The 25027-nt window shown below is 65.0% G+C and carries 22 protein-coding genes; 8 read left to right on the top strand and 14 right to left on the bottom strand.

Translation table 11 applies throughout. From position 1 onward, the window contains the following. Positions 1–15: 15 nt before the first annotated feature. Both ABD791_RS18975 and ABD791_RS18970 read left to right on the top strand, forming a co-directional pair. Positions 16–3774, top strand: a complete 3759-nt coding sequence (locus tag ABD791_RS18975) for a multifunctional oxoglutarate decarboxylase/oxoglutarate dehydrogenase thiamine pyrophosphate-binding subunit/dihydrolipoyllysine-residue succinyltransferase subunit (protein WP_345069450.1) — start codon at positions 16–18, stop codon at positions 3772–3774. 224 nt (positions 3775–3998) lie between these two features. Further along, the gene (locus ABD791_RS18970) at positions 3999–5723 is read left to right on the top strand and encodes a cation:proton antiporter (protein ID WP_345069449.1); all 1725 of its coding nucleotides are present in this window, start codon (positions 3999–4001) and stop codon (positions 5721–5723) included. Between the two features lie 124 nt (positions 5724–5847). On the opposite strand, the gene ABD791_RS18965 is transcribed toward ABD791_RS18970, so the two are convergent. Beyond that, entirely contained in the window at positions 5848–8013 is a 2166-nt protein-coding gene (locus tag ABD791_RS18965; protein WP_345069448.1) for an MMPL family transporter, read from the bottom strand. Positions 8014–8184: 171 nt separating this feature from the next. Here ABD791_RS18965 and ABD791_RS18960 point away from each other — a divergent pair, with 171 nt between their 5' ends. Further along, complete coding sequence (locus ABD791_RS18960) at positions 8185–8964, top strand: VOC family protein (protein WP_345069447.1); 780 nt, start codon at positions 8185–8187, stop codon at positions 8962–8964. Between the two features lie 34 nt (positions 8965–8998). Here the strand turns inward: ABD791_RS18960 and ABD791_RS18955 are convergent, their stop codons facing one another. Further along, a complete protein-coding gene (locus ABD791_RS18955) occupies positions 8999–9241 on the bottom strand; it encodes a zf-HC2 domain-containing protein (protein WP_345069446.1) in 243 nt (80 codons plus the stop codon). Further along, entirely contained in the window at positions 9238–9885 is a 648-nt protein-coding gene (locus tag ABD791_RS18950; RefSeq protein WP_345069775.1) for a sigma-70 family RNA polymerase sigma factor, read from the bottom strand. Before ABD791_RS18950 ends, ABD791_RS18955 begins: the two co-directional genes overlap by 4 nt. A gap of 109 nt (positions 9886–9994) precedes the next feature. On the opposite strand from ABD791_RS18950, the gene aroA reads away from it, so the two are divergent. The 3 genes from aroA (at position 9995) to bcp (ending at position 13152) form a co-directional block, all read left to right on the top strand. Beyond that, positions 9995–11353 (top strand): 3-phosphoshikimate 1-carboxyvinyltransferase, encoded by a 1359-nt coding sequence (aroA, locus tag ABD791_RS18945; protein ID WP_345069445.1) that lies wholly within the window; start codon positions 9995–9997, stop codon positions 11351–11353. A gap of 35 nt (positions 11354–11388) precedes the next feature. Beyond that, on the top strand, positions 11389–12438 hold the full coding sequence (rsgA, locus tag ABD791_RS18940; protein WP_345069444.1) for a ribosome small subunit-dependent GTPase A: 1050 nt from the start codon (positions 11389–11391) through the stop codon (positions 12436–12438). A gap of 234 nt (positions 12439–12672) precedes the next feature. Then, complete coding sequence (gene bcp / locus ABD791_RS18935; RefSeq protein WP_345069443.1) at positions 12673–13152, top strand: thioredoxin-dependent thiol peroxidase; 480 nt, start codon at positions 12673–12675, stop codon at positions 13150–13152. Between the two features lie 137 nt (positions 13153–13289). Here the strand turns inward: bcp and ABD791_RS18930 are convergent, their stop codons facing one another. The 7 genes from ABD791_RS18930 to ABD791_RS18900 all read right to left on the bottom strand — a co-directional run bounded on the left by ABD791_RS18930 (position 13290) and on the right by ABD791_RS18900 (position 19706). Next, positions 13290–14054, bottom strand: coding sequence for an ABC transporter ATP-binding protein (locus ABD791_RS18930; protein ID WP_345069442.1), 765 nt, complete (start codon positions 14052–14054; stop codon positions 13290–13292). Next, a complete protein-coding gene (locus ABD791_RS18925; protein ID WP_345069441.1) occupies positions 14051–14842 on the bottom strand; it encodes an ATP-binding cassette domain-containing protein in 792 nt (263 codons plus the stop codon). Before ABD791_RS18925 ends, ABD791_RS18930 begins: the two co-directional genes overlap by 4 nt. After that, the gene (locus ABD791_RS18920) at positions 14839–15705 is read right to left on the bottom strand and encodes an ABC transporter permease (protein ID WP_345069440.1); all 867 of its coding nucleotides are present in this window, start codon (positions 15703–15705) and stop codon (positions 14839–14841) included. Before ABD791_RS18920 ends, ABD791_RS18925 begins: the two co-directional genes overlap by 4 nt. Beyond that, positions 15702–16664 (bottom strand): ABC transporter permease, encoded by a 963-nt coding sequence (locus ABD791_RS18915; protein ID WP_345069439.1) that lies wholly within the window; start codon positions 16662–16664, stop codon positions 15702–15704. The genes ABD791_RS18920 and ABD791_RS18915 overlap by 4 nt, the downstream gene beginning before the upstream one ends. Positions 16665–16835: 171 nt before the next feature. Continuing rightward, on the bottom strand, positions 16836–18329 hold the full coding sequence (locus ABD791_RS18910) for an ABC transporter substrate-binding protein (protein ID WP_345069438.1): 1494 nt from the start codon (positions 18327–18329) through the stop codon (positions 16836–16838). Positions 18330–18438: 109 nt separating this feature from the next. Then, a complete protein-coding gene (locus tag ABD791_RS18905) occupies positions 18439–19212 on the bottom strand; it encodes a DUF1684 domain-containing protein (RefSeq protein ID WP_345069437.1) in 774 nt (257 codons plus the stop codon). A 35-nt stretch (positions 19213–19247) separates the two neighbouring features. Next, on the bottom strand, positions 19248–19706 hold the full coding sequence (locus ABD791_RS18900; RefSeq protein ID WP_345069436.1) for a hypothetical protein: 459 nt from the start codon (positions 19704–19706) through the stop codon (positions 19248–19250). A 198-nt stretch (positions 19707–19904) separates the two neighbouring features. On the opposite strand from ABD791_RS18900, the gene ABD791_RS18895 reads away from it, so the two are divergent. Next, positions 19905–20153 carry a WhiB family transcriptional regulator gene (locus ABD791_RS18895; protein ID WP_035837005.1) on the top strand — a complete coding sequence of 83 codons (249 nt, stop codon included), beginning with the start codon at positions 19905–19907 and terminating at the stop codon, positions 20151–20153. Between the two features lie 206 nt (positions 20154–20359). Here the strand turns inward: ABD791_RS18895 and ABD791_RS18890 are convergent, their stop codons facing one another. The 3 genes from ABD791_RS18890 to ABD791_RS18880 all read right to left on the bottom strand — a co-directional run bounded on the left by ABD791_RS18890 (position 20360) and on the right by ABD791_RS18880 (position 23807). Next, positions 20360–21853 (bottom strand): sensor histidine kinase, encoded by a 1494-nt coding sequence (locus tag ABD791_RS18890; protein ID WP_345069433.1) that lies wholly within the window; start codon positions 21851–21853, stop codon positions 20360–20362. Between the two features lie 71 nt (positions 21854–21924). Further along, on the bottom strand, positions 21925–23175 hold the full coding sequence (locus ABD791_RS18885) for a CpaE/TadZ family protein (RefSeq protein WP_345069432.1): 1251 nt from the start codon (positions 23173–23175) through the stop codon (positions 21925–21927). Positions 23176–23177: 2 nt separating this feature from the next. Continuing rightward, the gene (locus ABD791_RS18880) at positions 23178–23807 is read right to left on the bottom strand and encodes an SAF domain-containing protein (protein ID WP_345069431.1); all 630 of its coding nucleotides are present in this window, start codon (positions 23805–23807) and stop codon (positions 23178–23180) included. 158 nt (positions 23808–23965) lie between these two features. Between ABD791_RS18880 and ABD791_RS18875 the strand changes: the two genes are divergently transcribed. Next, positions 23966–24289: a helix-turn-helix domain-containing protein gene (locus ABD791_RS18875; RefSeq protein WP_345069430.1), complete on the top strand. Its 324-nt coding sequence runs from the start codon at positions 23966–23968 to the stop codon at positions 24287–24289. Positions 24290–24313: 24 nt separating this feature from the next. Here ABD791_RS18875 and ABD791_RS18870 read toward each other — a convergent pair whose 3' ends face one another. Next, positions 24314–24913, bottom strand: a complete 600-nt coding sequence (locus ABD791_RS18870) for a hypothetical protein (RefSeq protein ID WP_345069429.1) — start codon at positions 24911–24913, stop codon at positions 24314–24316. Positions 24914–25027 lie beyond the last annotated feature (114 nt).

The raw sequence follows: 25027 nt of genomic DNA, 5'->3' as shown, positions 1-25027 counted from the left end.
GTGGGCGATCGGGCTGTGCCAAGCCAGTTGACCGGTGGAGGATCCGACGAAACGACGTCGGGCGAATTCGGAGCGAATGAGTGGCTCGTTGATGAGCTGTACGAGAGGTATCTCGTTGATAAGAACTCGGTAGACCAATCATGGTGGCCGGTTCTCGAGAGCTACCACCAGACCGCGAACGGCCAGCACGCAAGCGGCCCGGCCGCCACGGCACCGGATGCTGCGCCTGCAGTTCCTGCCGCCGCCGCGCCCACCGCTGCGCCGGTCACCGCGCCGATCACCGTGATCGGCAGCCAGCCTGCCGCACGCACGACGTCTGTCGCGCCGAAGCCAGAGCCGGTTCCTGCCGACGCTCCGATCACGAGCCCGCAGAAGATCGTGCCGGTCACCACCGACACCCCAGCGGTCGTCGACGTCGTCACCCCTCTGCGCGGTGCATCGAAGTCGCTGGCCACGAACATGGCTGTCAGCCTCACCGTGCCCACCGCCACGAGCGTGCGCACCATTCCGGCGAAGCTTCTGATCGACAACCGCATCGTCATCAACAACCACATGAAGCGTGCCCGTGGTGGCAAGGTGTCGTTCACCCACCTCATCGGCTGGGCGTTGATTCGTGCCCTCAAGATGTTCCCGAGCCAGAACGTCTACTACGACGAGGTCGACGGCAAGCCGTCGGTGATCGCCCCTGCACACGTCGGCATGGGTCTCGCCATCGACATCCCGAAGCCCGACGGCAGCCGCGCCCTGATGGTGCCGTCGATCAAGCGCGCCGACACGATGACCTTCGGTGAGTACCTCACCGCCTACGAAGACCTCGTCGCCCGTGCCCGCAAGAACAAGCTGACCGCCGATGACTTCTCCGGCGCCACCATGTCGCTGACCAACCCCGGCGGCATCGGCACCGTGCACTCGGTCCCGCGTCTGATGAAGGGCCAGGGCTGCATCATCGGCGCCGGCGCCCTCGACTACCCGGCCGAATTCCAGGGAGCCAGCCTCAAGACGCTGACCAGCCTGGCCATCTCGAAGACCATCACGCTGACCAGCACCTATGACCACCGCGTCATTCAGGGTGCCGGCTCCGGCGAGTTCCTCAAGATCGTTCACGAGCTTCTGATCGGTCAGCACAACTTCTACGAAGACATCTTCGCGGCGATGCGCATCCCGTATGACCCGATCCACTGGGCACCCGACATCAGCGTCGACCTCGCCAGCGCCGTCGACAAGACGGCCCGTGTGCAGGAACTCATCAACGCCTACCGCGTGCGCGGCCACCTGATGGCCGACATCGACCCGCTCGAATACGTGCAGCGTTCGCACCCCGACCTCGACATTGCGAGCCACGGTCTCACCTTCTGGGACCTCGACCGTGAGTTCGTGACCGGCAACTTCGGTGACCGTCGACGGATGCCGCTGCGCGAGATCCTCGGCGTGCTGCGCGACTCGTACTGCCGCACGACGGGCATCGAGTACATGCACATCCAAGACCCGATCCAGCGCAAGTGGGTGCAGGAGAAGATCGAGAAGGCTTACGAGAAGCCCACTCACGACGAGCAGATGCGCATTCTCGGCAAGCTCAACGAGGCCGAGGCATTCGAGACGTTCTTGCAGACCAAGTACGTCGGCCAGAAGCGGTTCAGCCTCGAGGGCGGCGAGTCAACCATCGCCCTGCTCGACTCGATTCTTCAGGGTGCCGCCGAACAGCGCCTCGATGAGGTCGCCATCGGCATGGCGCACCGCGGTCGTCTCAACGTGCTCACCAACATCGCCGGCAAGACCTACGGTCACATCTTCCGTGAGTTCGAAGGCACACAAGACCCGCGCACCGTTCAGGGCTCAGGCGACGTCAAGTACCACCTCGGTACAGAGGGCACCTTCCGCGGCGCCAACGGTGAAGAGATCCCGGTCTACCTGGCTGCCAACCCCTCGCATCTCGAAGCCGCCGACGGTGTGCTCGAAGGCATCGTGCGGGCCAAGCAAGACCGCAAGCCCATCGGCACCTTCTCGACGCTGCCCATCCTCATCCACGGCGACGCGGCAATGGCCGGCCAGGGCATCGTCGTTGAAACCCTGCAAATGTCGCAGCTCCGCGGCTACCGCACGGGCGGCACCATCCACATCGTGGTCAACAACCAGGTCGGGTTCACCACCCCTCCCGGCGAAGGCCGCAGCTCGATCTACGCCACTGATGTCGCCAAGACCATTCAGGCGCCCATCTTCCACGTCAACGGGGATGACCCTGAAGCCGTGGTGCGGGTCGCAGAACTCGCCTTCGCGTACCGCCAGGAATTCAAGCGCGACGTCGTGATCGACCTCGTCTGCTACCGCCGACGCGGGCACAACGAGGGCGACGACCCCTCGATGACGCAGCCGTTGATGTACAACCTGATCGAAGCCAAGCGGTCGGTGCGCAAGCTGTACACCGAGGCTCTCGTCGGTCGTGGTGACATCACCGTTGAGGAGTACGAAGCCGCTCACCGCGACTTCCAGGACCGCCTCGAGCGCGCCTTCATGGAGACCCACGCCGCCCAGTCGGAGTCGATCCCCGTGATCACCGGTTCGGCGACCAACAGCCTGGGCCTCCCGATCAGCCAGGATCAAGACGACGCCGCCGGCGAACCGGAGTCCACCGGTGTTCCCGAGAACGTCGTCGCCCTGATCGGCGATGCGTTCAACAACAAGCCGGCCGGTTTCACGGTGCACACCAAGCTGCAGCAGCTGCTCGCCAAGCGCCTCGAGATGAGCCGCAGCGGCAAGATCGACTGGGCGTTCGGCGAGCTCCTCGCCCTGGGCTCGCTGCTCGTCGAAGGCACCCCTGTACGTTTCGCCGGTCAGGATGCCCGCCGCGGCACGTTCGTGCAGCGTCACGCGGTTCTGCACGACCGGGTCAATGGCCAGGAATGGCTGCCGCTGGCCAATTTGAGCGATAACCAGGCCCGATTCTGGATCTACGACTCGCTGCTCAGCGAGTACGCCGCCATGGGCTTCGAGTACGGCTACTCGGTCGAACGCGCCGACGCCCTCGTGCTCTGGGAAGCCCAGTTCGGCGACTTCGCCAACGGCGCGCAGACCATCATCGACGAGTTCATCTCGTCGGCCGAACAGAAGTGGGGCCAGCGCTCGAGCGTCGTGCTGCTGCTGCCGCACGGCTACGAAGGCCAGGGTCCCGACCACTCGTCGGCTCGAATCGAGCGATTCCTGCAGCTCTGTGCCGAGAACAACATGACCGTTGCGCGGCCGTCGACCCCGGCGTCGTACTTCCACCTGTTGCGTCGTCAGGCCTATATGCGCCCCCGTCGCCCGTTGGTCGTCTTCACCCCGAAAGCGATGTTGCGCCTGCGCGGCGCGACCAGCGACATCCCGGCGTTCACCAATGGCAAGTTCGAGCCGGTCATCGATGATGCGCGCATCACTGACAAGAGCGCGGTCAAGCGCGTTCTGTTCATGGCGGGCAAGCTCTACTACGACCTGCTCAACGAGCTGGAGAAGAACCCGAACCCCGAGATCGCACTGGTGCGTCTCGAGCAGTTCTACCCGCTTCCCGCGGTCGAGCTGAAGGCGGTTGCGGCCGAATACCCCAACGCCGAACTCGCCTGGGTGCAGGATGAGCCGGAGAACCAGGGTGCCTGGCCGTTCTTCTACCTCGAGACCAACAAGCTGGGCCCGCGCGCGGTTCGCCTGTTCTCGCGGGCGCCTTCTGCCTCACCGGCAGCCGGTTCGGCCAAGCGTCACGCGGCTGAGCAGGCAGATCTGATCAAGGGCGCGCTGACGCTCTAGTCGCGCCTGAACGAGTGTGGCCCGGTCGACATCGACCGGGCCACACTCATGTGTCGAGGCCTGGTGGCAACGCCCATTCGACGGAGATTTTTTCCCTCAGCCCCGAATCGGGCCGAAATCGGACCGTTTTTGGCCCTATTCACAAAAATCTCCGTCGAATGGGCGGTTGGCGCATGACTCGGGGAGATCGAACTGCACCACTTCCCTGCGCCTAGAGTTGACCCGTGTCCTACGCGCTTCTCGGTCTCTTCAGCCTCGTCGTCATCGTTCTGGTCTCGACGTTCGCCCGCAAGCTCGGGGTTGCGGCCCCGCTCGTTCTGGTCGTCGTCGGGATCGTCTGCAGCTTTCTTCCCGGCCTGCCGCCGGTCGATGTTCCGCCGGAGCTGATTCTTGCCCTCGTGCTGCCGCCGATCCTCTACTCGGCGGCCGTCACCGTTCCCCTGACCGACTTCCGCCGCAACATCAAAGCGATCACCGGCCTGTCTGTGCTGCTCGTCATCGTCTCTGCGCTGCTGTCCGGCCTGCTGTTCTGGTGGCTGTTTCCCGAACTCACGCTCCCCGCCGCGATCGCGATCGGTGCCGTCATCAGCCCGACGGATGCCGTCGCCGCGACATCCATCGGCAAACGTCTCGGGCTCCCTCCGCGCCTCGTAACGGTGCTCGAAGGCGAGGGCCTCGTCAATGATGCGACGGCCCTGGTCTTGCTTCGATCAGCCCTGGCCGCAACGGCCGGCACTGTCTCACTCTGGCAGGTGGCCGGCGACTTCGCCTTCGCGGTCGCTGCGGCTATCGTCGTTGGGCTTGTGGTCGGCTATCTGACGGTCTGGTTCCGATCAAAACTCGACAACCCGATCCTCAACACCACGATTTCGTTCGCCGTTCCGTTTCTCGCGTATGCCCCGGCTGAAGCCGTCAACGCCTCAGGGGTGCTCGCTGTCGTCGTCGCCGGCCTCGTGACCGGGCATCGTAGCGCCCGGTATTTCACCGCCCAAGACCGCATCACCGAGCGCATCAACTGGCGCACCGTGCAGTTCGTGCTCGAGAATGGCGTCTTTCTGCTGATGGGTCTCGAGCTGAAGCCACTCATCGAGCAGGTCACCGAAGACAAGCTCGGTGTCGACCATGCCGTGCTGTTCGGCCTCCTCGCCACTGGCCTTCTCATCGTGGTGCGAATACTCTTCGTCATCCCGCTGATTGCGCTTCTGCGGCATGATCAACGTCGGGCAGAGCGCACCGACGCGCGCCTGAAGGGCGTCAGAAAGACCATCGACACCTGGGAAGTCGTCGACGAACGGTCCGAACGCGGACTTCGCCGGTTGCGCCGATTTCTGACGCGTAGGCAAGCCGACGTTGATTTTCTCCGCTCAGAAGGACTCGGCTGGCGAGGAGGTGCGGTGCTCGCCTGGTCGGGGATGCGCGGTGTGGTGACGCTGGCCGCCGCGCAGTCACTACCCCACAGCATTCCCTACCGTCCGCAGCTCATCCTGATCGCGTTCACCGTCGCTGTCGCCTCGCTCCTCCTGCAGGGCAGCACGCTTCCTCTGCTCATCCGGAGGCTGGGAATCGTGGGCACGAGCGTCGACGCCGACCGGGTCGAGTTGGCCGGTCTCCTCGCCGAGATCGGCGGGCTCGGCGTTTCGACACTGGACAACCCCTCTCTTCGCCAGGACAACGGCAAGCCCTTCGACCCCCAGGTCATTGAGCAGGTGCGGCACGACAGCCAGCTCGCCAGCGAGGCGGTGTCTGAACTGACAGTGACAGACAGCGTCGGCCCCCTCGAACAACGGCGTGCGCTCCGCCTGCGGGTTCTGCAGGCCGAACGTGACGCCCTGCTCGATGCCCGCTCCACCGGTACGTACAGTTCGCGAATCACCGAGGCCGCCGCGCACATGCTCGACCTGGAGGAGTCCCGGCTGATTCAGCTCGGCGGCGGCAGCGACGAACACTGACGGGTGCGTTCACCCTCGTGCCACCGCACGATCATGTCCAGCCCTGACCACCCGCATCCCTCCGCACGGCGTGCATCGGCCCACAGCTGAATCTGCGCGACACCCTCTCGTTGGTCGGGCCGCCCTACCGCCGCGCGAGTTTCGACGGCCACCAGATCTTCGGGCCGATGTCGTGCGCCAGCGCCGGCACGAGGAGCGACCGCACCACGAAGGTGTCGAGCAGCACCCCGAAAGCGACGATGAACGCGATCTGGGCGAGGAACAGAATCGGAAGCACTCCGAGCGCCGCAAACGTCGCCGCGAGCACGATCCCGGCCGAGGTGATCACCCCTCCGGTTGCGACGAGTCCGCGCAGAATCCCCTCCCGGGTGCCGTGAGCGATCGATTCCTCACGCACTCTCGTCATCAAGAAGATGTTGTAGTCGATCCCGAGAGCCACCAAGAAGACGAAGCCGAACATCGGCACCGACGGGTCTGCCCCCGGAAAGTTGAACACTCCGTCGAACACCCACGCCGAGACGCCGAGCGCCGCACCGAACGAGAGCACGACGGTGCCGATCAGTAGAATCGGAGCCAGAATCGACCTCAGCAGAAGCATCAAGATGAGCAGGATGACGACGAGAATGATCGGGATGATCAGGTCACGGTCATGAATGGCCGTGTCGTTGGTGTCAATCGCGATGGCCGTCGTTCCTCCGACGAGCACGCTGCTGTCGGCATCCGTCAGCTCGGTGCGCAGCCCCCGCACCGTCTGTTCGGCGGCCGGCGAATCCCCCGCATCGTCGAGTGTCGCCTGCAGCATCACGCGACCGTCGACCACCGTCGGGGCACCCGGCGGAGTGCCGGGAGGGCCAAACGCCTGCACACCGGCTGTCGTCACCGGCAGCGTTCCCGACACCGAGTCGGCCGATATCACCGAGAGTGAGGCAACCCCCTGCGTGCCGAGCACGATGTCAGCGACCTCGTGCAGCGAGTCTTCCGGCGCGATAATGACGGCGGGTTCTCCCGAGCCGCCCGGAAAGTGTTCGCCGAGAACAGCCTGGCCGTCACGTGCCTCCGACTGTCCCAAGACGAATGCGCTCTGCGGCACACCGTCGGCCTTGAGCTGGAACACTCCCAGGCAGGCGATCGCCAAGAGAACGGTACAGGAGATCCAGACCAGGCGCGCACGCTTGTCGATGAGCCGGGCCACTTTCGGCCAGATGCCCTTCGCGTTCGGCCCTGAGACGGCCGGATGCGGGGTGCCGAGTTTCGGGCGCACCGGCCAGAACGCGGTGCGCCCCGCCCAGAGCAACAGAGCGGGCAGCAGAGTCAGTGCCGCCAACACCGCGAACGCGATGCCGATGGCCGCCACGGGGCCCAGCGACTTGTTGGAGTTGAGATCGCTGAAAAGCAGGCAGAGCAGGGCAACGATCACCGTGCCACCCGAAGCAAGAATCGGCTCGAACGCCCCACGAAGCGCCACCCAGGTCGCATCCCATTTACGTTCGTTGTCGCGCAAGGCCTCCCGAAATCTCGACACGTAGAGCAAGGAGTAGTCGGTGGCGGCACCGATCACCAGAATGAAGAGGATGCCCTGGGTTTGCCCGGTGAGAATAAGCAGCTCTGCTTTGGCGAGCGCGACCACAACGAGCACCGACGCGCAGAGTGCAGCAAGGCTCGTGCCCAACACGATCAGAGGCAGCAGCGGTGACCGGTAGACGATGATCAGAATGATGAACACAGCGATGAGGGCGGTGATCAGCAGGATGCCGTCGATCCCGGCGAACGCCCCGGTCAGATCGGCGGTGAGGCCGGCCGGCCCTGTCACGTAGACACTGACCCCATCGATCGGATTGTCGGCGATCGAACTCCGGAGCGCCTCAACCGTCGTTGCCGGTTTCACACTGCTGTCCAGACTGGCAACAACCTCGATCGCTTGGCCGTCTTCCGAGAGAATCGCCGGGGACACCCCGTCTTTCATCACCCCGGGAAGAGTCGCGATCCGGTTGATCTGGGCGTCAACGGCCGTTTGATCGGCCGCGGTCAGCCCGCCATCTCGCTGAAAGACGATCACCGCCGGAATCGTTTCAGTGCCGCGGAACTCACTCTGCAACGCCTGCACCTGGGTGGCATCGGCGCTGGCCGGCAGCTGCTGCACCAGGTCGTTTTTCGACACCGCGCTGATCTGCCCGAATGAGGCTCCGCCGGCGCCGAACAGCGCGAACCAGATCAGAATCAGTACAACGGGAATCAGCGCGCGCAGCCAGAGGGGCACCCCAGAGCGGGTGGACAGAGAAGATTTGTTCATCACACAGCCGACGTTAGCCCCGTAGAACGTCCGCGTGCTTCCGTCAAAAGTTTGAATCATCCAGATTCGGCTCTTCGTGCCAGCGCCACAAGCCAGAGATCCGGCTCCTCTTGTCGGGGCCGGAGGCCAGACGTAGGCTTGCCGCACGCCGCGCTCGAAAGGAGCCTGAGCATGCCTGCTCACGACACGACCCGCCTCGGCGAACCCTGTTGGGTCGACCTGATGTCCACCGATCCCGCATCCGCCCAGGCGTTCTACACCGCACTCTTCGGCTGGACCGCGACAACGTCGGGCCCGGAGTACGGCAACTACGTCACGTTCTGGAACGGCGACGCCCAGGTCGCCGGTCTCGCGGGCGCTATGCCCGGCGCCGAGGCGCAGCGCAGCGCCTGGACCACCTATCTCTCGACGGCGGATGCCGACGTCACTACCGCCGCCGCTCTCGAAGCAGGCGGGCAGGAGCTTGCCCCGCCCATGACCGTCGGCGAACAAGGGCGAATGGCCATTCTCGCCGACCCGTCGGGTGCCGTCTTCGGAATCTGGCAGTCGGCGGCGCACACCGGGTTCGGCCGGTTCGGGGAGGCCGGAACACCGGTGTGGATCGAGCTCAGCACGCGCGACTGGAACGCTGCGGTACCGTTCTACGAAAACGTCTTCGGCTTGAAACTCACGCCGCTCTCCAACACCGACGAATTCCGCTACAGCACATTCGGTCCGAGCGACGGCTTCACCGGTGGCATCTACGATTCAGACACTTATCTGCCGCCCGGCGTGCCCTCGCACTGGTTGCTCTATCTCGGCGTCGCCGACGTGGCGGATGCGGCGCGACGGGTCTCCGAGCTCGGCGGGGCGGTGCAGCGTGAGCCGTGGGACACCGAGTTCGGCACCTTTGCGCAGGTCAACGACCCGACAGGTGCCACGTTCCTGCTCAGTTCAATTCGAGAGGTGTAGCGCCGGGAGGGGTCGTGCCGACCGAGCGTGCTGACTAGTGCGCTGACTGAATGGCGCGCAGCTTCAGCAGCACCATGTCGCGCAGGTCTTCCGGAGCGCTCTCCTTGCAGGCGCGCTGCATCACCTCGGTGAGCGTGCGGCCCACGAGATGTTCGCTGCTGCAGTCGGCACAACTCGCGAGGTGCTCGCGCACGTCCGCCGCATCTTCTCGGCAGAGTTCGTTGTGCAGATATTCTTCGAGTTCAGCCTTGGCTTTCTCGCATCCACAGTCAGTCATTTCTTCGTACTCCCAGACTTCTTTTGGCTTGCTGCCTGCCCCGTGCCGAGCCCACGCTCGGCGGCGTAACCGGACAACATGTCGCGAAGCAACCGTCTGCCCCGATGCAGGCGGCTCATCACTGTGCCAATCGGTGTTTTCATGATTTCGGCGATCTCCTGGTAGGAGAAGCCTTCGACGTCGGCGAAATAGACGGCCAACCTGAAGTCCTCAGGGATGGCCTGCAGAGCGTCTTTGACGGCACTGTCGGGCAGGTGATCGATAGCCTCGGCCTCGGCCGACCTGCTCGCCATCGCCGTTGTCGACACGGCACCGCCCAGCTGCCAATCTTCGAGCTCATCGATGGTGCCCTGATAGGGCTCGCGCTGCTTCTTGCGGTAGGTGTTGATGAACGTATTGGTGAGGATTCGGTAGAGCCACGCCTTGAGGTTTGTGCCCTGCTCGAATTGTTTGAACGCGGCGAACGCCTTGACAAACGTCTCTTGAACCAGATCTTGCGCATCCGACGGGTTACGCGTCATGCGCATTGCAGCGGCGTACAGCTGGTCGATGAAGGGCAAAGCCTGTTCTTCGAACAGGTCTCTCTTATCGGCCAGCTCTGTCGTCTCCTGCAGGGTGGAGGGAAGTGGCGTGTCTGAAGTCATCACCGGCAATCCTAGGCCGTTGGCCTGGGGTGTGCTCGGCCGTTCAAGAAGTAGCTGTGCAGCCACCGGACCTCCCTCATCTTCATTGCACCGACTATTCTGATAACCGATGCTGATCTCGAGATATTCCAAGCCGGAGTTCAATCCTTACGGCGACAACGCGCCAGACGACGCCACTGTGCTCTGGCCGGCGCCCGTCGCGCACGGCCCGCTCACCGCCGCCCTCGGCCTGCCGGGCTCGAAATCGCTCACGAACCGCGAACTCGTCTTGTCGGCTCTGGCCGATTCGCCCTCGCTTCTTCGCGCTCCCCTGCACTCCCGCGACAGCGACCTCATGGTCGAGGCACTGCGCCAGCTCGGCACGACGATCGAATCGGTGCCTGGCAACGGCGAATATGGCGACGACCTGCGGATCACCCCCGGTGAGCTGTTCGGTTCGACCACCATCGACTGCGGCCTGGCCGGAACCGTCATGCGGTTCCTCCCCGTCGTTGCGACACTGGCCCTCGGCCCGACAACGTTCGACGGTGACGAAGGAGCCCGCCGCCGCCCGATGGCGACCACCGTCTCGTCGCTGCGCGCACTCGGTGCCGACATCAACGACGACGGACGCATGGCGCTGCCCTTCACCGTGCACGGCACCGGTTCGCTCGCCGGTGGCGACGTCACCATCGACGCCGGCTCGTCGAGCCAGTTCGTCTCAGCCTTACTGTTGGCCGGATCCCGGTTCGACAACGGCCTGCACCTCCGCCACGACGGCGAGCGTCTGCCGAGCCTCCCCCACATCGAAATGACCATCGCCACCCTTGCCGGGCGCGGTGTCACCGTCGAGAGCCCGTCGGTCGGCGAGTGGATCGTGCCGGCCGGCGCCATCCATGGGGCCGAGATCGACATCGAACCCGACCTGTCCAACGCCGCCCCGTTCCTCGCCGCAGCCCTCGTGGCCGGCGGCAGCGTGACGATCATCGGCTGGCCGGCCGAGACCACCCAGGTGGGCGCCGATCTGATCGACCTGTTGCCGCTGTTCGGTGCGACGGTGACCCGCGACGGCGATCGCCTGACGGTCACAGGAGGCAGCAGCATCCGTGGCGTCGAACTCGACCTGTCGACCGGCGGTGAACTCGTGCCGAACCTCGTTGCTCTGGCCGCCCTGGCCGATTCGCCGAGCACCTTCACCGGCATCGGCCACATTCGCCACCACGAGACCGACCGCCTCGCCGCACTCGCCGCCGAGATCAACGGACTCGGCGGAAAGGTGACCGAACTCGACGACGGCCTGCACATCGAGCCGCGCCCCCTGCACGGCGGACCATGGCGCAGCTACGACGACCACCGGATGGCGACCACCGGTGCGATCATCGGCCTCGCTGTTCCGGGCGTCGAGATCGAGAACATCAAGACCACCGCCAAGACGCTGCCGCAGTTTCCCGAACTTTGGCAGAATCTCATCGGTGAGGCCGTGCTCTAGATGCGCATGCAGCACGCGATCAGGACCGTGATCCGATGAGCTGGTGGACGACCGACGAAGACGACGAGCCCGAATTCGACGAATCAAGCGTGCGAATCCGGCCGAATCGTAAGGGAAACAAGCCGCGCACGAAGACCCGGCCGGGGCATGAAGATGCGCTGACCGGGCGCATCCTCTCTGTCGACCGCGGCCGCTACACGGTCATGCTCGACGAGGGACTCCCCGAAGAGCGCCGGGTGACCGCCGCCAGAGCCAGCGAGCTGCGCAAAAAGGCCGTCGTCACCGGCGACCGCGTCGACATCGTCGGCGACACGACAGGGGCGGAAGGCAGCCTCTCCCGCATTGTGCGGATCGTGCCGCGCACGACGCTGCTCCGTCGCAGCGCCGACGACACAGACGCCGTCGAACGCGTCATCGTCGCCAACGCGGACCAGATGCTCATCGTCGTCGCCGCGGCGAACCCCGAGCCGCGCATCCGTCTCGTCGACCGCTACCTCGTTGCCGCCTACGACGCCGGCGTCACGCCGATTCTCTGCATCACCAAGACCGACCTCGCCGACCCGGCCGAGTTCCTCAGTAACTTCGCCGGACTCGACCTGCGGGTCTTTCGCAGTCGCGAAGACGTCATGCCGCTTGCCGAGATCTCCGAAGCATTGATCGGGCATGACACGGTTTTCGTCGGACACTCCGGTGTCGGCAAGTCAACGCTTGTGAACGGGCTGGTTCCCGACGCCAAGCGTGCCGTCGGCGTCGTCAACACCGTCACCGGTCGCGGCCGGCACACCTCGTCGTCGACGATCTCGCTGCGTCTCGAGACGGATGCCGGCCGCGGCTGGGTCATCGACACCCCCGGTGTGCGTTCATTCGGGCTTGGCCACATCAACACCGACAACATCCTCAAGGCGTTCACCGACCTCGCCACCATCGCCGAGAACTGCCCGCGCGGTTGCACCCACCTGCCCGACTCCCCCGATTGCGCCATCATGGAGGCCGTCGAAGCCGGAGCCCTCGGCGAAACCGGCAAGGCGCGCCTCGATTCGCTGCAGCGACTGCTCACCACATTCGCCAACGCGCCTTCGCACTAGCGCCCCTCGCCCCGCCATCCCGTCTGGTCACTCTCCGATCAACCGGGTGCTGTGTGCTGTGCGCAAGGTAGCTGGGGTTGGTGGGTAACTCCGGTAATCGCGGCGGGTGGCGCCGAAGCAGTGCGGCGGAGCCCCGTGCCAGCCGAGGATTACCGGATTTAGCCACATCCGACGGTCGAATCCACCCACCGGCTCGCGACGGCAACAGGTAACGGCACCGGGTAGCGTTGAACCATGACTGATTCAACGCGCCTGGCCGCCGGCGACACCGCTCCCGCCTTCACCCTCACCGACCAAGACGGCGTATCCGTCTCGCTCGCCGACTACGCGGGCCAGAAGGTCGTCGTCTACTTCTACCCGGCCGCGATGACCCCCGGCTGCACGACGCAGGCCTGCGACTTCCGCGACAACCTCGGCTCGCTGAAATCCGCCGGCTACCAGGTGCTCGGCATCTCGAAGGATGCCCCGGCCAAGCTCAAGCAGTTCCAAGAGCACGACGCCGTCAACTTTCCGCTGCTCTCCGACGAGGATCTCACCGTGCACAACGCCTACGGCGCCTACGGCGAGAAGAACCTCTACGGCAAGATCGTCACCGGCGTGCTGCGCTCGACCTTCGTGATCGACGAGGCCGGCCTCATCCAGCTGGCGCTCTACAACGTCAAGGCCACCGGCCACGTCGCCAGCCTGCGCAAGAAACTCGGCATCGACGCGTAGCGGCGCCCTGCACTGGACTGCGCTCTCCCATTCGACGGAGATTTTCGCCTCTGAGGCACTTTCGAGCCAAATTTGGCCAGGTTCGCGCTCAAACTCCGTCGAATGGGAGGAGGTGCGCCGAGACTTCCGCCGCCCGCTTAGAGTGCGGGCAACCGCGGCACCGCTGCAAGCAACCGCCGTGTGTAGTCCTCACGTGGGGCGCCAAGCACCGATGCGGTATCCCCCTGCTCGACCACACGGCCCCGTTGCAGCACCACCGTCTCCGCACACAGCGCGGCCACCACGCTGAGGTCGTGCGAGACCATGAGCACCGTCAGGCCGGTGGTTCGACCGAGCTCGGCCAGCAGCTCCATGATCTGGATGCGCGTCGTCACGTCGAGCGCGCTGACCGGCTCGTCGGCGAGCAACAGTCGCGGCCCCGGCGCAATCGCCCGGGCGATCGCGATGCGTTGCCGCTGACCACCCGAGAATTCGTGCGGAAACCGGCCAGCGGCATCCGCCGGCAAATGGACGGCCGCCAACGCCGCGCTCACCCGGTCGGACAGTTCGGCCCCCGACGCAATTCCCAGCGATCTGAGCGGTTCTGCCACGATCCGAAACACGTTCTGCCGGGGGTCGAGCGACGAGTAGGGGTCTTGAAACACCGTCTGCACGCTGCGGCGGAATCTGCGCATCTGTGCCCGATCCCGCGGCACGAGCGGAGCCCCGTCGAAGAGCACCGTGCCGCTGGTGGGCGTCGCCAGCCCGAGCAGCAGCTTCACGAGCGTGGTCTTGCCTGCCCCCGATTCGCCGACGAGACCGACGCTGCGGCCCTCTGTCACGGCGAACGACACGTCGTCGACGGCCTGTGCCCCACCCCGATAGGAGAAACCGACGCCCTGAAGCTCCAGCAGCGCGGTCACGAGAGTTCCAATGCGACGTCGAGGGCGCGGGCGCTTGCCACGAGCTCTGCCGTGTACGGATGCCCGGGCGCCTTCAGCAGCGCCGCCAACGATCCGGATTCCACGGCTTCGCCCCTTCTCATCACAATCACTTGGTCAGCCATCCTGGCCACGACCGCGAGGTCATGGCTGATGAACAGCAACGCCATGTTGCGCTCGGCGACGAGGCGGTCGAGCAGGTCAAGCACCTCGGCCTGTACCGTCACGTCCAGCGCCGTCGTCGGTTCGTCGGCAATCAGCAGTTGCGGGCGGCAGGCCAGGGCCAGCGCGATCGCGACCCGCTGGCGCTGACCACCCGACACCTCATGCGGGTATGACCGGGCCATGCGCTCCGGATCCGGCAGGCTCACCTCGGTAAGCGCGTCGCTGACCGCCATTTTCAGGGCGGCGCCGCGAAGTCCCCGGTGTCGACGCAGGGGCTCGGCGAGCTGGGCGCCGATCCGCATCAGCGGGTCAAGTGCCGAGAGCGGGTCTTGAAAGACCACAGCCGCCACGCGTCCGCGCAGCGTCACCAGCTCGCGTTCGTCGGTGCCGATGATTTCACGACCATCGAGCACAACGCTGCCCGAAGCGCCGAGCCCCGGTGCGAGCAAACCGGTCAGAGCGAGCGCGGTGAGTGATTTGCCCGATCCAGACTCACCGATCAGGCCGAGGCGCTCCCCCGGAGCGAGTTCGAACGACAGCGCGCGCACGAGCGGCACCCCGTCGCTGGTCGCAACCGACAGGTCCGACACCACTACCAGGCTCACCGTGATCTCCTCCGGGTCGGATCGGCGACATCCCGCAGACCATCGGCGACGAGATTCACGCCGATGACGAGAATGACGAGGGCGAGCCCTGGCGCGATCGCACCGACCGGCGCCGTCGCGACAGTCCCCTGGGCTTCCTGCAGCATCCGGCCCCATGACGCGTTGGGCGGCGGAGCGCCGAGGCCCAGGTACGAGAGGCTGGCCTCTGCAAGCACTGCGATTCCGAATTGCAAGGCGAGGTTGACGCCCAGCGTCGGCGCGATGTTCGGCAGCACGTGCTGCGCGATGATGCCGGGCCGGCTGGTGCCGGAAGTGCGCGCGGCGGTGATGTACTGCGTGCCGAGCACCCGTTTGGCCAAGACGCGGGTGAGCCGTGCGACGATCGCCGACATCGCGATACCGATCGCCAGCGTCGCCGACCAGAGCGACGCCCCCTGCGCGGCAACGATGAGCATCGCCAGCAGCAGCACCGGGAATGCGATCAGAATGTCGAGAAAGGCCGAGAGGGTGTCGTCGAGCCAGTCGGTGGCGAATGCTGCGGCCAGCCCGAGGGAGACGCCGAGCACCGCGGCGATCAGGGTCGCGCCCGCGCCGACGACGAGCGCGATCCGGGCGCCGACCATCAGCTGGCTGAGCAGGTCCCGACCGAGTTTGTCGGTGCCGAGCCAGTGCTCGGGGCTTGGACCCTCAAGTCGGCCGCCCGTGGTGTCGGAAAGCGGATAAGGCAGCCACAACAGCGACACGACCGCGGTGATCACAACGATCCCCACCAGCACGAGACCGATCGACAGGGTCACCGACCGACGTGTCCGTCGCCGCACGGGGCCGGGCGCATCCGCGCGCACTTCGACGGCGGCGCTCATCGATTCCCCGAGACGCTGCCACGCAGGCGAGGGTCAACGAGGCGCTGCACGATGTCGGCGATGAAACCGATCACCAGCACCACGAAGGTCGAGATGAGCAAGATGCCCTGGATGTTCGGGTAGTCATGTTGTGCGATCGCCTTCAGCAGCATGGTGCCGAGTCCGGGCAGGTTGAACACGCTCTCCACGACGACGGCACCCAGAAACGTGGTGGCCAGTTCGATGCCGAGGATCGAGATCACCGGAACCGAGCCGTTGCGTAGCCCATGCCGCCACATCGCCTCGCGAAACCCGGAACCGAGGGCTCGGGCCGAACGCAAAAAATCGCTCCCGAGCACGTCGAGGGTCGCCGACCTGACATAGCGGGAGATCGACGCGGTCATCACGATCGTGATGGTGAAAATCGGCAGGGCGAGCGAGTGGAGCGCCGCGGCCGGATCCGCCCAGTCGTCGCGCGGAAACCCGCCCGACGGAAACCACCGGAGGTTCACCGAGAACGCGCTGACGAGAAGGATGCCCACCCAGAACGCCGGCACGGCGATGCCGAGCTGCGACAGCGCGGAGAGTCCGGCGCCATACCAGGTGTTGGCTTTCCAGGCGGCGATGAAGCCGACGAACAGGGAGAGCACGAGGGCCAGGGTGAAGGAGATCAGGGTCAGGGGCACGGTGACGGCAAGCCGCGACATGATTTCAGGGCCGACCGGCAGAGAGCTGATGAACGAGCTCCCGAGGTTCAGGCTCAGCATGTCACCGAACCAGGTGAGAAATTGCTCGCCGAGTGGGAGGTTGCTGCCCACTTGCTCCTGGGCCGCGGCGATCTGCTCCGGTGTTGCGTTCACCGAGAGCAGGGCGTTGGCCGGGTCTCCCGGCAGGAGCCGCAGCAGCAGAAAAATCACGACCATGGCCAGCAGCAGCGAGATCACCAAGAAGGCGAAGCGACGCAGCAGATAGGTGATCATGAGACTTTCAGGTTACCGTTTCATCCGTCTCGTTGGTCGAGGAGCACGCGACGAAGGAGCGCGCGTCTCGAGACCCGGCGAGCCGATCTCCAAACTTGGGTCGCGTTTGAGGATCGGCCTCCGAGGTCTCGAGACGCTCGCTGGCGCTCGCTCCTCGACCAGCGAGATTCTCTACTTCGTGGTGATGTTGTAGACGTAGAACTGCGAGTTGAGCCCATTCACGGGGTAGCCGGTGAGGTCGCTCGCCGAGACGACGATCTGCGGGTAGAGATACAGCCAGAGGCTCGCGGCATCCTTCGCGATCTGCTCGTTGACCAGCTTGAGCTTTGCGGTCTGCTCGTCGGTGGTGGCCGACTGCTCTGCCTCGGCGACCCACTGGGTCACCTGCGGGTTGTTGTAGCCCCAGTAGAAGTCGGGGTTGCCGTACCAGACCACGTCGCGGTCGTTGACGTGCTCCTGCAGCGTCGCCTCGAAGTCCTGGCTCTTGAAGACCTTGGTGTACCACTCGTCGGAGCTGATCGGGTTGATGTTCACCGTCACGCCGACCTTGGCCAGCTCGCTCTTCACGAACTCGGCAACGGCGGGGTGCGGGTCGTAGGTCGGGGTGTCGAGGGTGAACTCGAAGCCGTTCGGGTAACCGGCCTGGGCGAGCAGGGTCTTCGACAGCTCGGTGTCATAGGGGTTGACCCCGGTCAGGTCTTCGTACCACGGGTCGGTCGGCGGAACCATCGATCCGATCAGGGTGCCGTAGTCGCCCCAGATGGAGTTCAGCAGCTTCTTCCGGTCGATCGCCGAGTAGAGTGCCTTGCGCACGTCGACGTTGTCGAACGGTGCGACGCGGTCATTGAAGGCCAAGACCTCTTTGGTGGTCGACTTGCCGTCGTTGACGGTGAAGTCGGGGTTGTTCTCAAACTGGGTCAGGGCATCCGGGCTCTGCACGCTCGTGACGATGTCGACCTGGTTGGTCAGCAGTGCGTTGCCGAGGGCCGTCGCGTCGGTGAAGTAGTTGAAGACGACTTCCTTGTTCTTGGCCTTCTCGCCCCAGTAGCCGTCCCAGGCTTCCAGGCTCAGCGAGCTGCCGCGCTTCCACGAACCGAGCGTGTACGGGCCGGTTCCGTCTTCGGCAGTCTTCAGGTCTTTCGCTTCGGTGTTGACGATCCAGACGTAGCTGAGCAGGTAGGGCAGCGAGATCGAGCGGCTCGACAGGTCGATGACGACAGTCTTGTCGTCGGGGGTCTCGATACCGGAGATCACGGCGAGGCTCGACTTGCGCGCCGACTGCGAATCTTCGGCGGTGACGCGTTCGATGCTGGCCTTGACGTCGGCGCTGGTGAGCGCCTTGCCGGAGTGGAATTTCACGCCGTCGACGAGGGTGAAGGTGTAGGTCAAGCCGTCTTCGCTGACCGTGTTCGACGCGGCGAGCAGCGGTTCGACCGCCCCGTCGTCGGTGAGCTTGAACAGGCCCTCATAGACGTTGCCGTTGAACGCCTCGACGCTGCCCTGTCCGCCGCCTGCGGTGTTGTCGAGGTTCTGCGGTTCGTAGATCGAGCCGACCTCGATGGCCTTCGCCGTGGATGCGTCGCCCCCGTTGGACGGGGCGCAGCCGGCAAGTACCAGGGTTGCGGCGATGGCGGTGGCGACAATCGCCAACGTTGTTTTCTTCACGAAAATTCTCCTGTGCTGTGTGTGAGGTCGGACTCAGCTTCGACGCTGCCCGACAACCGGTCGACGGACGCATCGATTGAGAGCAATCGACGCGTCCAGCGGATCGCGGTTAGTAGAGAGAGTGGCCACCGCTGAAGACAACAGCCTTCTCGCCGGCTTCGACCGGAAATGAGAAACGGTTGTTTCGTGGTGGCAACGGACAGTTGTAGTGAATCGAGAAACCACACGGCGGCACGAAGGCGCGGTTGAAGTCAAGAACGACGGGTCCGGCGACGCCGAATTCGGACGCATCGCGGTGCACGAACAGAAAACGTCCGGCTTCGTAGCTTCCGTCTGCGCCGGTGGCGCCGTTGCTCGCATCGCCGAAGACGAGCAGCAGGGTGCCGTCGTCGTCAAAAGCGCTGAAGGTGTAGTCAACCCCGTCGCGAGTGAAGGTGATGTCGCCGGGAACCACGAGGTCACGGGTTCCACCGTTGTCGCGGATGTGCTCGAACGGGATGGTGCGGTCGGCGTCTACCGGGGTGAACACGGCCGAGACCACCCATTCCGGGTTGAAGTCCCACGCCGTGACGGAGTCGAAGTTCATGATCGACGGCGAAGCAGCATCCCACAGACGGATGCCACGCTCCGGCTGGCCTGTCGCAGCATTCGTGCGGGCCAGCACCGTTGCGGTGACAGTGTCGGGCTGACCGACCAGTGCGTCTTCGGCGCTCAGCGCCGGGGCATCCGAATCGAGCCAGCGTGTCTCGACGAGTGCCAGGTTGCCGGTCGGAGCTACCACCGACGCCAACCGTGCGGCTCGCCATTCCGGCCAGCCGAAGCGTGCCGCTTCACGCTGTTCGGTCGAGGCGCGCAGTTCGCCGGTAGATGCTGTGGATGTCATGACCATGCCATTCTCAACGATCCGCACCGTCGAAACTATTCCGATTGCGAAATATTTCCTTTCGCGGTGTTGCGGGTCGCGTCGATCACGCGCGGCGTGAAGAGCAAGACGAGCACGAGAAGCGACGGGATCAGCAAAGCCCAGCCGAGGTCGGGCCGCGCGTACAGACCTTGAAAACAGCCGACTGCTACGGCGATCTGCATCAGCTGCCAGGTCACCGCCGGGCTTCGCATCCAGGAGCGACCACGAGCGGCGCCCGCGGCGATCGCACTCACGCCGATCGCAGCGATCACGACGATCCCCAGAATCACCAGTGCGCCGCCGAGCGACGACGGCGTGGCGGTGAGAAGCTCGAGCACCAGCCAAGCCACGGCGACCCAGAGCAGCAACGCCTCGGCAGCCAGCAGCACGATAATCAGGCGCAGCGCGGGCGGACGTACCGGGCGCGGAGCACGCGCAGCCGCGGAATTGATCGGGTCAGGCTGGTCGTTCACAGAGGAATCCCATACAAAACTATTGATTTGATCTCCCTATTATGGGACCATATTTGAGGCCCGGTTGACGCTCACAGGGACGTGAGCCGATTTTATGCGCATATTCACACATTGCGCTGATCTGAACATTTCCTGCAACCGGCACTCATCGCATTTAGGCCTCTCGGCCATGCACCCCCGCAATAAAGGAGCACCCCCATGGATTGGCGCGACAAAGCTGCCTGCCTCACTGCTGACCCGGAGCTTTTCTTTCCGGTAGGCAACACTGGTCCCGCAGTGGACCAGATCGAAAAGGCGAAGTCCGTGTGCGCACGCTGCAACGTCACGGAGGTGTGCCTACAGTACGCCCTCGAGACCGGTCAGGATTCCGGCGTCTGGGGTGGCCTCAGCGAAGATGAGCGTCGCGCCCTGAAGCGTCGTGCCGCACGCGCACGTCGCGCTTCGTAGCAGCACACAGCACCTTCACGTGGGCCTCGGCAGAGGATGATCACCGATCATCGTCTCCCGAGGCCCACGTTTTTGTGTCCCCAGTGCGCTCTCTGCGCGCCGGCTCGTCCCTCCGCCGGTTCACACCTCTCCGAGTTTGACACGTGCGGTCGAGTTTCCCCGGCAGAGCAGGGAAACTCGACCGCAACGGTCAAGCTCGACGCGCTTTAACTCTCCTGCATGTAGCGCAGGGGAATCTCGATCGTCACCTCGGTGCCGCTGCCCATCATGGTGTGCCAGTCGATGGTTCCGCTCAGCTCACCCTGAATCAGTGTGCGCACGATCTGCGTGCCGAGTCCCGACCCGACCTTGCCCTCCGGCAGTCCAGAGCCGTTGTCACGCACGCGCACGGTGAGGGTCTCCTCGTTGCGTTCCGCTTCGATCGACACCTCGCCTTCGCGTCCGGCCAGGCCGTGCTCGACGGCATTCGTGACGAGTTCGGTCAACGCGAGGGCGAGCGGCGTCGCGTAGGCGCTCGGAAGAATGCCGAATGATCCGGATTTCTTCGGGTGCGCTGTTGTGTTGTGAGCGCTGGCCACCTCGGCGATGAGCAGCAGTACGCGGTCGAACACGGCATCGAAGTCGACGCTCTGGCTGAGCCCCTCTGACAGGGTGTCGTGCACGACAGCGATTGCCGCCACCCGTCGCATGGCCTGCGCCAGCGCTTCACGCGCCTCTTCAGAGTGAGTGCGCCTGGCCTGAATGCGCAGCAGCGATGCCACGGTCTGCAGGTTGTTCTTCACCCGGTGGTGGATCTCGCGGATGGTGGCATCTTTGGTGATCAGCTCACGTTCCTGGTGGCGCAATTCCGTCACGTCGCGGCAGAGCACGATCGCTCCGATGCGTTCACCGCGGTTGCGCACCGGAATCGCGCGCAACGACACCGTCACCCCGCGCGCTTCGATGTCGGTGCGCCAGGGGGCTCGGCCGGTCACGACGAGCGGCAACGATTCGTCGACGACGGCATTGCCGGTCAGCAGCCGAGTTGTGACCTCGGCGAGCGACTCGCCCTCGAGTTCGTCGGCGAAGCCGATGCGGTTGAATGCGGAAAGTGCATTCGGGCTGGCGAAAGTGGTCACCCCGTCGACTCCGAGTCGAATCAGGCCGTCGGAGGCACGCGGTGCGCCGCGACGCGGTCCGGTGGGTGCGCCCAGGTCCGGAAAATCGCCGGAGGCGATCATTACAAACAGGTCGTTGGCGCAGTCGTTGAAGGTGAGCTCCTGGCGGCTCGGGGTGCGCGCCTCGCTCAAATTGGTGTGCCGGGTGAGCACGGCGACCGGGGCATCCGTCACCTGTGCACCGCTGGTCGACAGTCGGCGCATCACCGGAATCGCACGCACCCGGGTCGGGGTCTCCTCGTACCAATCGGGAGCCGTCGTGTCGACGATCTTCGCCGTTTCAAAACATTCGGTGACCTGCTTGCGCCATTCGCCCTTGATGTTCTGCCCGACAAAGTCACGGTAGAACAAGGTGGCTGCACTCGACGGGCGCATGTGCGCGACCGCAACAAAGCTTCCCGCGTCGGTCGGCACCCACACCACGATGTCGGCGAAGGCGAGGTCGGCAATCAACTGGCCGTCGGCGACCAGCATGTGAAGCCAGTCCACATCCTCTTCGCTGCTACGGCCCTGGGCAAGTACGAGTTCACTAAGCGTCGACACGATCACTAGCCTACGGCCCCGGATGCCGCCGTGCTGCTGCCCCGGTGGAGCGGACGCTCGCTCCGGAGCGATCAACTGAAGGCGCGTTGCACCTTCGCCGGCCGTATCCGCCATCGTTTGGGCCGGACTGGCGCCGCGGCCGGCAGAATCTCGGTCATCACCAGGCGACGGATGCTGGCGCGCACCGGCGACTTCGGCGCCGAATCCTGCAGCGGACGCCCGTTGAGCAACGCAGCATCGACAGCGAGTTGGTCGTCGGGAATCACCACGACTCCCTCGATGCCGCCGAACCGGCGCAGAGTGTGCAGGATCTGCCCCTTCGGATCAAGACCGACAGCGCTTGACCGCACGCGATTCATCACAACCGTCAGCGTCGAGGTTGTGATGACGTCGGCCAGTTCTACCCAGGAACGCAGGAAGCGGGCCATCCCGACCGGGTCTCCCAGCCCGCACGCGACAACGTGGTCTGCTGCACCGAGTGCCGTGAGTGTCGCCGCATTCCGGCGCGGCGCGAACAAGTCACTCGATAATTCTTCGTCGCTCTCCAGGCTGAACCCGGTGTCAATCACGACATACTCGACCCACTGGCGGAGTGCCGCGACTGTACGGGTGATGCGTTCCGCTGAGAGTTCAGGCCACCGGGACGGACGCCCGATGCCGGTGAGCACCCAGAACGCGCTGTGCGCTGAGGTGTACCGCTGGGCGATGCGTTCCAGTTCGGTCTGAGTCAGTGCGTCGGCGCCGGCCAGGCGGCACGCTGCGGCAAAGCCCGGCGCTTCGTCGAGCAGGCCGAGCGTCGCGGCAACGGAGCCGCTGTACGTGTCGGCATCGACGAGCGCGACAGTGTGTCCGGCCGACGCGATCTCTGCCGCAATGTTGATGGCGAGCGTGGTGCGCCCCGGCGCGCCGGCTGGCCCCCAGACGGCAATCACTGTGCTCGCCAGCTGGCTCGCAGTCGAAAACTCACCCACCCGAACCGGTGCCGGCACCTCCGCGGTGATGAGCGCCTCAATCTCCGACCACCCCGCCGCGGCGTCGAGCACTTCGTAGAGCCCCAGCGTCGCCGCGTGCCGACGACCAGAGTCGGAGGCGAACAAGGCAATCAGTCGTACCCCGAGCTCGTCGCACGCCGCCAAAAGCGCTGAGGTCAATGTCAAGCGGTCGGCCAGCACCAGCACCACGTCTGGGGCCTCCCGCCCGAGAGCCAGAACGAGCTCATCGGCCGTCGAGGAGCGGGTGATTACCGTATGCCCGTGCTCGAGCAGATCGAGGAGAATGCGATCCTCAAGCGAGTTGTCGAGCGCCAGGGCGAACGTTGCCACGGTCAGCGCTCCACTGGGGTGTTCACGGGCACCGCAGCGATGGCACTGCCATTTGCCATCGCTTCAAGCAGGGCGGCCACATCGTGCTTCGGCACCAGAATCTCGACTGAGGTGCCGTCGTCGGTCATGAAGCCAGAGGAGGCGACGAGGCGCACGATCTCTGCCCCGTCGACGAGCACCGCCGGCGGCCCGAACTGCCCGTTCTCTCCTGCCCTGGACGCCCACACGTCGACGACAGAACCCGGCCCGATCGATGCGGGCAGCGAACCCTGCAGCCTGACGACGATATTCGTGAGTGTGATTCCGGACTGTGTGCCGACCGCTGTCATCGGCACGAGCTCGCCGGCGGCCACGGTGCGCGTGACCACGAGCCCGTCGGCCGGCAGAGCATCGGGAATCAGATAGCGGTCGGATGCGGTGCCCAGCCGCACCTGCACGGCGACGAGGTCTGACCGGGAGATCGTGTCGCCGACCATGAGCGGTTCCCGTGCGGCGAGCACCGGCGTCGTCGCATCGGCATTGGCGACGATGGCGACGACGCCGATGATCGCCGTGATCACCAGTCCGATCCCGATGGAGAACCGCGGGTCGAACCAGAACCGGCTGCGCCCGGACCGTGCGGCTGCGTTCATCAGGTCACTCCCTTGCCCTGAACCCATCGTCGGATTCATTCACTCGGCGCGATCGTCGTCGGCTCCATCGTCGTCGCTTGGGCGAGGTTGCGCGCAAGTTATCCACAACCCACCTCACTCGCCCAGTGGAGTCACCGCGTCCAGCGCATAATCGGATCATGACCGATTCCGTGTCCTCCGACTCCCTCGGGCGCTTTCTCACGCTCGCTGACACGGCGGAGATCCTGAACATCACCGCCGCACAGGCGCAGGATTTGGTGCGAACCGGCGAGCTGCCCGCGATTCGCATTGGTACATCGCGAGCGTGGCGCGTGGAGCGTGTCGTTCTGGAGTCCTACATTGAGGCCAAGTACGAAGAGGCGAGACGCCTGGCATTGTGGGAGCAGTCAGACTTCGGCAACATTCCTGAGCTCTCCGGCGGGCGGATCATTCAGCCTGACACGATCAACCGGCCCGACTCTGACACCGGCGCAGACGATTAGCAGAGCACCACTGGGCACAGTCGACTAGTCGAGCTTCACCAACACGATATGGGCCAGCGGCACGATCCTGAACTCTGTGACGGACGCCGCCCTCCGGTATGACCCTGCCGCATGAACAGCCAGATCGAAATGATCCCGCCCGACGCGGTCGATCGTGCCAGAGATTTCACCGGCCACGGTGAGAATCGTCACCCGCTTGCGTCTGCGGCACAGGTCGCGCAGCACAAACGGCAAGCCGATCCGATCGACGAGTCGGGCCGCCGACTCCGCCTCGTCCGCGAGCGAAAGCGGGATTTGCGCGGAGTGGAGCACGACGCTGACAATTGCGGCGAACGGCAGCACACACATCGATCCGGCTGAGCCGCGCTCCCCGCTTTGATTCGCGATCAGGATGTCGGCGGCAAGCCAGTCTCGACCAAAGGTCGTCGGGCGTACGGTGAGGCTCTCTCCTGAGACCAACCCGATGCGCAGGACCGCCGCAGTGCCCAGTCCGACGAGCCTGCTGCGCAGCGTCAGACGGCCGAGACGCAGCCGTTCTTGCTCTGCACGGAGATCGACCTCGTCGAGGGTCAGTTCATGCTCAAGTTGCCCCTCGAGGTCGTCAAACAAGTTGTCCCAGCGCACATCCCGAACCTAGTGGTCATGGTCTCCCTCCCGAAGAGGTTATCCACAGGCCTTCGCAGCACCTAGACAAGACCGGCTTGGCCTGCTTGAGTGTCCGCCAAGGCAGCCACCCCC

Origin of the sequence: Glaciibacter kafniensis (assembly GCF_039538945.1) — a bacterium.
Classification (GTDB): domain Bacteria; phylum Actinomycetota; class Actinomycetes; order Actinomycetales; family Microbacteriaceae; genus Cryobacterium; species Cryobacterium kafniensis.
This window is presented reverse-complemented; position numbering and strand designations above follow the sequence as displayed.

Coding starts and splice junctions, on each gene's coding strand:
- ABD791_RS18965 (WP_345069448.1), bottom strand. CDS start 8,013: ATGAACAAATCTTCTCTGTCCACCCGCTCTGGGGTGCCCCTCTGGCTG.
- ABD791_RS18960 (WP_345069447.1), top strand. CDS start 8,185: ATGCCTGCTCACGACACGACCCGCCTCGGCGAACCCTGTTGGGTCGAC.
- ABD791_RS18955 (WP_345069446.1), bottom strand. CDS start 9,241: ATGACTGACTGTGGATGCGAGAAAGCCAAGGCTGAACTCGAAGAATAT.
- ABD791_RS18950 (WP_345069775.1), bottom strand. CDS start 9,885: ATGACTTCAGACACGCCACTTCCCTCCACCCTGCAGGAGACGACAGAG.
- aroA (WP_345069445.1), top strand. CDS start 9,995: ATGCTGATCTCGAGATATTCCAAGCCGGAGTTCAATCCTTACGGCGAC.
- rsgA (WP_345069444.1), top strand. CDS start 11,389: ATGAGCTGGTGGACGACCGACGAAGACGACGAGCCCGAATTCGACGAA.
- bcp (WP_345069443.1), top strand. CDS start 12,673: ATGACTGATTCAACGCGCCTGGCCGCCGGCGACACCGCTCCCGCCTTC.
- ABD791_RS18920 (WP_345069440.1), bottom strand. CDS start 15,705: ATGAGCGCCGCCGTCGAAGTGCGCGCGGATGCGCCCGGCCCCGTGCGG.
- ABD791_RS18915 (WP_345069439.1), bottom strand. CDS start 16,664: ATGATCACCTATCTGCTGCGTCGCTTCGCCTTCTTGGTGATCTCGCTG.
- ABD791_RS18905 (WP_345069437.1), bottom strand. CDS start 19,212: ATGACATCCACAGCATCTACCGGCGAACTGCGCGCCTCGACCGAACAG.
- ABD791_RS18895 (WP_035837005.1), top strand. CDS start 19,905: ATGGATTGGCGCGACAAAGCTGCCTGCCTCACTGCTGACCCGGAGCTT.
- ABD791_RS18880 (WP_345069431.1), bottom strand. CDS start 23,807: ATGAACGCAGCCGCACGGTCCGGGCGCAGCCGGTTCTGGTTCGACCCG.
- ABD791_RS18875 (WP_345069430.1), top strand. CDS start 23,966: ATGACCGATTCCGTGTCCTCCGACTCCCTCGGGCGCTTTCTCACGCTC.